This window comes from Bacteroidota bacterium (assembly GCA_034723125.1).
GTDB lineage: Bacteria > Bacteroidota > Bacteroidia > CAILMK01 > JAAYUY01 > JAYEOP01.
In genome coordinates, this window is record JAYEOP010000026.1 from 1 (window position 1) to 6,016 (window position 6,016).

General features: G+C 30.5%; 6 protein-coding genes. All 6 read left to right on the forward strand.

From position 1 onward, the window contains the following. Positions 1-1,405, forward strand: a 1,405-nt coding sequence (locus U9R42_01105; GenBank protein ID MEA3494613.1) for a sodium:solute symporter family protein, incomplete at its 5' end; no start/stop codon positions are given. Further along, positions 1,402-2,538, forward strand: coding sequence for an amidohydrolase (locus U9R42_01110; GenBank protein MEA3494614.1), 1,137 nt, complete (start codon positions 1,402-1,404; stop codon positions 2,536-2,538). The genes U9R42_01105 and U9R42_01110, both read left to right, overlap by 4 nt. A gap of 4 nt (positions 2,539-2,542) precedes the next feature. Then, complete coding sequence (locus U9R42_01115; protein ID MEA3494615.1) at positions 2,543-2,986, forward strand: GNAT family N-acetyltransferase; 444 nt, start codon at positions 2,543-2,545, stop codon at positions 2,984-2,986. A 73-nt stretch (positions 2,987-3,059) separates the two neighbouring features. Further along, entirely contained in the window at positions 3,060-4,160 is a 1,101-nt protein-coding gene (locus tag U9R42_01120; GenBank protein MEA3494616.1) for an alanine racemase, read from the forward strand. A gap of 1 nt (position 4,161) precedes the next feature. After that, positions 4,162-4,842 carry a peptidoglycan DD-metalloendopeptidase family protein gene (locus tag U9R42_01125; GenBank protein MEA3494617.1) on the forward strand — a complete coding sequence of 227 codons (681 nt, stop codon included), beginning with the start codon at positions 4,162-4,164 and terminating at the stop codon, positions 4,840-4,842. Positions 4,843-4,853: 11 nt separating this feature from the next. After that, positions 4,854-6,005 carry an alanine racemase gene (gene alr, locus U9R42_01130; protein MEA3494618.1) on the forward strand — a complete coding sequence of 384 codons (1,152 nt, stop codon included), beginning with the start codon at positions 4,854-4,856 and terminating at the stop codon, positions 6,003-6,005. The last annotated feature ends 11 nt before the right edge of the window (positions 6,006-6,016 follow it).

Below are 6,016 nucleotides of genomic sequence, written 5' to 3' on the forward strand. Positions count from 1 at the left end.
AAGCATATTTATCGTCTATTTTGCACTAATGCTATGCGTAGGCGTTTATTTTTATTTCCAAAATAGAGATATTGATGATTATTATGTTGGCGGACGCTCTATGAGTAGCTGGCATATAGGTTTATCGGTTGTTGCAACTGATGTGGGAGGTGGATTTTCCATAGGCTTAGGTGGTTTAGGATTTGGAATTGGAATAGCAGGCTCATGGATGCTTTTTACAGGATTAATTGGTGCATGGATAAGTGCAGTATTATTAATTCCTACAATAAGTAAATTATCTGCAAAAAATAAATTCTATACTTTCCCTCAAATTTTCGAACACTTTTACAATAATAAAGTAGCCCTTATCGCAGGAATCATATCAGCCATTGGTTATATAGGTTTTACAAGTTCTCAGCTATTGGCAGGTGCTAAATTGGCATCAGCAACTTTTATTGAAATTGATTTGCAAACTGCTTTAATTATTATGGGAGTAATTGCAGTGGTTTATACCGGTATCGGAGGCTTAAAAGCTGTTATTTATACCGATACTATTCAGTGGATTATTTTAATGTCGGGTTTATTATTTATTGGTATTCCGTTTTCATATATCGCAATTGGAGGAATGGAAGCAATAAAATCTACACTCGGTCCAGAGTTTTTATCTATGGCAAATGTAAGTTGGCAAGAGCTTGTGAATTGGGGCGTTACCATTATTCCCATTTGGTTTGTTGGTATGACTTTATACCAAAGAATTTACGCTTCAAAAAACGAAAAACAAGCAAAAAAGGCATGGTTTATAGCAGGCTTATTTGAGTGGCCATTAATGGCATTTATGGGAGTTACATTAGGATTATTTTCTCGTGTAGCATACGAAAGCGGAATGTTTGCCGATATAGGATATGCCGTAGGAACTGCTTTTGACGCTGAAATGGGTTTGCCTATTTTATTAAATAAAGTTTTGCCAGTAGGAATAATCGGATTGATGCTTTCCGCTTATTTTTCCGCTATTTTATCAACTGCCGATAGTACATTAATGGCAGCATCGGGCAACGTGCAAACCGATATTTTACAAAAAATATTTAAGTTTAAAACTGATGCAAAATCGCAATTACGATTATCTCAAATTGTAACTTTAGTAATTGGAACATTCTCCATAGTTTTAGCATCGTATATGACTAATGTTCTTGAGCTTATGTTGTATTCGTATGCTTTTATGGTTTCAGGGCTATTCATTCCTGTTTTAGTAGCTTTATTTACTAAAAATCCGAGTCCAAATGCAGCAATTGCAGCAATGATAGTAGGTGGTTCTACAACAGTATTACTTGTTGTATCAGGTATTTCATTACCATTTAATTTAGATGCTAATATTTTTGGAATAATGGCATCTTTTGTTATATACTTAACAATAAATAAGATAAAATGAACCAAAAATTAATAAACATAAGACATTTATTACATCAAAATCCTGAATTATCAAATCAGGAAATAGAAACAGCTATACGTGTTTCCGATTTTATGAAGGCTCTAAATCCCGATAAAATTGTTAATATATCAAAGACTGGCAGATTATTTATTTTCGATAGTAATAACGATGGTAAAACAACTGTTTTTAGAGCAGATATGGATGCTTTACCTATCAATGAAGAAAACAAAACTATTAAGTATCTATCATTAAATAAAGGCATTGCACATTCCTGTGGACATGATGGACACATGACAATTGTTTTAGGATTAGCACAAAAAATAGCAGAGAACAGACCTAAAAAAGGAAAAGTAATTTTACTATTTCAGCCAGCCGAAGAAAGTGAACAAGGAGCAAGGGATATTGTAAACGATGAAAAATTTAATATATTAAAACCTGATTATATTTTTGCTTTACACAATATACCAAAAGAAGAAAAACATCAAATAATTGTAAAAAACGGAAGTTTTGCTGCTGCATCAAAAGGAATGACCGTAAAACTATTTGGTAAATCATCGCATGCAGCCGAACCGGAGAAAGGGATTAGCCCAGCCGATGCTATTTCAAAAATAATAGAACAATTACACAATTTAAGAGATAATAAAACGCTGTTTTCCGACTTGATTTTACTTACAATAATAAATATTAAACTAGGAGAAATAGCCTTTGGAACATCGCCAGGTTATGCCGAAATTAGAATAACATTGCGTGCATTCGAAAACAAGGATATGAAAATTCTTACAGATAAAACAGAGGCAGTAATCAATAAAATTACAGAGGAAGAAAATTTAAAAGCAGAAATTAAATATTCAGAAGTGTTTCCTGCCATTATAAATAATCAGAAGTGTTTCAATTTAATAAAACAATCGGCAAACATAAATAATTATGATATTAAAGAAATTGACAAAGCATTTAAATGGTCGGAAGATTTTGGCTATTATTCGGAAAAATACAATACAGGATTTTTTGGTTTAGGGTCAGGAAAAAATCAACCTGCATTACATAATCCCGATTTTAACTTTCCAGACGAAATAATTGAAACAGGTGTAAACTTGTTTTATTATATATATAAATTAATTAATTTAAAAGAATAAAATTATGTTACAAATTGAAAGAATTAACAACAACAATGAATTTAAAAAAATTAGTAGAGAAGAGTTTATCGATTTCTTATTTACTCATCTTGACAAATTCGGTGATCCAAAAGAAGATATTAATAAGTGTTTAGACTATGCTTTTTCAGAGAATTCAGCAGAAGGTGGTTTTGCCTTAGCTGCTTTTTATGAAGATAAATTAGTTGGAACTTTAATAATGAACAACACAGGAATGAGTGGGTATATTCCAGAAAACATACTTGTTTATATCGCTGTTGATGCATCGTACAGAGGACAAGGATTTGGACGACAGATTGTAGAACGCTCGTTTAAAGAAGCAAAAGGAAATATTAAATTACACGTAGAACACGACAATCCTGCAAAACGCTTATACGAAAGAATAGGCTTTAAAGCAAAGTATGCAGAAATGAGATACGAAAATAAGTAGAAGTTTAAAAAGTTTGTGAAGTTGAAAATAATAACTTTACAAACTTTTACTTCCTAAACTTTAAATTAAAAAAATGGCTGAATTACAAATTAATATTACAGAAATAAAAAATAATATTACCAAACTAAGTAAATACCTTAAAGCAAATAATATTGAATGGAGTTTGATAACGAAGGTTTTTTCCGGGGATAAAAAATTCATGGAACAAATACTTACTCCTGAAATAATTAGAGATATTCATTCGGTTGGAGATTCTCGTTTGTCTAGCTTAAAAACGTTAAAAGAAGTTAACGAGAAACTAACCACAATTTATATTAAACCGCCAGCAGCAATCTATGTTGATGATGTAGTAAAATATGCAGATATATCTTTAAATTCATCATATAAAACAATTTCGGCTCTTAATAAAGCGGCAAAAAAGCAAAATAAAATACATAAAGTTATAATTATGATTGAGCTTGGGGAATTAAGAGAAGGCGTAAACAGAGATGATTTATTTACGTTTTACGAAAAAATATTTGAGCTACCAAACATTGAAGTTGTAGGTTTGGGTAGTAATTTAGGCTGTATGTATGGCATTGAGCCAACTTACGACAAACTGTTGCAACTAAATTTATACAAAGAAGTTATTGAAGCCAAACACGGAACAAAATTAGACCTTATTTCGGGTGGAAGTTCTATTACATTACCATTAATAGAAAATGGTACTATACCAAAGGATATTAATCATTTTAGAATTGGAGAAGCTGCGTTTTTTGGAAAAAGCCCTTTGAAAAATGAACAATTTATTGATTTAAACATAGATACATTTAATTTCTACACTCAAATAATAGAATTAGAAGAAAAAGGCATTGTTCCCGATGGGGTTATCAATGAAGCAAGTATAGGGCATTCCGTAGGTTTTAAAGACGTAGATTTAGGCCGCTCAACAAAAAAAGCTATTTTAGATTTTGGCTTATTAGATGTTGACCAAGAGGGTTTAGAAATTGACGATAAAGATGTGAAATTTGTGGGTATAACTTCCGATATGACAGTTATTGATATTGGAGATAATAAAGATGCAAAAAATAATAAGAAGTATAATGTAGGAGATATGATATGTTTAGATCCTAATTATATGGCTGTTGCTAGATTGTTAAATTCAAAATTTATTGAGAAAAAATTTATTATTTAGCATGAGTAAATTAGAACAGCTTATTAAAGAATATAGTGAAACTTTTGCAAGCATCCTGCCATTCGATTTTAATGAAAATAATGTTTATAGATTAGATTTGTCAGTTAATAATTCAGAACTGACAGCTGTTAATGATATAAATACCGATTTTTTGTTTAATTACATTAATGAAAAATTAGAAAAAAATAATAAGCAAATTGCAGTAGGCGGATACGGTGAAGATAGGATTATTTATAAAAAGAGTAAATATTTTGGAACTGATGAGGATGCTCGTTCTATACATTTAGGAGTTGATGTTTGGTGCAAAGAAAATACTATTGTTTCTGCACCAATGGATAGTGCCATTCATAGTTTTAAAGATAATGATAACTTTGGAGATTATGGACCAACTATTATTTTAGAACACCGTATCGAAAGTCAAATATTCTATACGCTTTATGGACATTTAACAAAAAAATCTTTAAGAAATATTAAGGTTCGTGACAAAGTAAATAAAGGTGAAATATTTGCAGAAATAGGAAATTCGAGCGAAAATGGAAATTGGCCTCCACATCTTCATTTTCAAATTATTTCTGATATGAAAAGTAATTCTGGCGATTTCCCCGGAGTTTCATCAAAGCAAGAAAAAGAAAAATGGTTAGCGATTTGTCCTAATCCATCACTAATAATATATCCTTATTAAAAAATCGAATAATGGCAAGCACATCAACAATAATAATAAAAACAGATGCAATAAATAGCAATGTAAATTTTGTAAAATCTCTTGTTGGTAGTTCCGTAATACTTTCTGCTGTAATAAAAGGGAATGCTTATGGACATGGAACATCGCTTATGGTTAATGCTTTTGAGTTAGCAGGCATCAATCATTTTTCTGTTTATTCATCGCCAGAGGCAAAAGATGCTTTTAAAGCCAAATCGAAAAATTCTACTATTATGATAATGGGAGTTATTTGCAAAAATGATTTCCTATGGGTTATAAAAAATAATATTGAGTTTTACGTATCAAATTTAGATGTCTTAAAGAAAGCGATAGAATACTCAAAAAAGGCAGGCTTAAAAGCTCGTATTCATATTGATGTTGAAACGGGAATGAATAGGACAGGCGTAGCTAATAAAGATTTGAAAAAGTTAACATCTATTATTAATTCTAATTTATATTATTTAGAAATAATCGGGATTACTTCTCATTTTGCAGGAGCAGAAAGTATTGCTAATCATACAAGAATAAAAAAACAATATTCAGTTTTTAAAAAAAGAATAAAATATTTTGAAAATAATAATATATTTCCTAAAATAAAACATCTCGCCAGTTCTGCTGCAACAATTAATTATCCAGATACTCGTTTAGATTTAGTAAGAGTAGGCGTACTTTTATATGGTTATTGGCCTACAAGAGAAACATTTATTAATTATGTTCACAGGCGAAAAGATAAGTCAGACCCAATAAAAAGAGTTATGAGCTGGTTTTCGCAAGTAATATCAATAAAAAATATCCCAGAAGGTGAGTTTATAGGTTATGGCATGAGTTTTCAGGCACAATATAAAATGAAAATCATGATTGTTCCTGTTGGTTATTCAAATGGATACAGTCGTTCGTTAAGTAACAATGGACACGTTATTGTTAATGGTCAAAAAACGGCAATTGTAGGTAGTGTAAATATGAATATGATTATTTGCGATATTACAAATTTAGAAAATGTAAATATTGGAGATGAAGTTGTATTGATAGGAAAGCAAGATGAAAACGAAATATCATTTTCATCATTTGCTGAAATGAATAACTCTTTAAATTATGAAATTTTAGCTCGTTTACCTAAAAATATTAAGCGGAAATTGGATAAATAGATCAAGCCAAG

Excerpts from the sequence above, each read along its gene's own strand:
- U9R42_01110 (MEA3494614.1), top strand. The coding sequence starts at position 1,402 with ATGAACCAAAAATTAATAAACATAAGACATTTATTACATCAAAATCCT.
- U9R42_01115 (MEA3494615.1), top strand. The coding sequence starts at position 2,543 with ATGTTACAAATTGAAAGAATTAACAACAACAATGAATTTAAAAAAATT.
- U9R42_01120 (MEA3494616.1), top strand. The coding sequence starts at position 3,060 with ATGGCTGAATTACAAATTAATATTACAGAAATAAAAAATAATATTACC.
- U9R42_01125 (MEA3494617.1), top strand. The coding sequence starts at position 4,162 with ATGAGTAAATTAGAACAGCTTATTAAAGAATATAGTGAAACTTTTGCA.
- alr (MEA3494618.1), top strand. The coding sequence starts at position 4,854 with ATGGCAAGCACATCAACAATAATAATAAAAACAGATGCAATAAATAGC.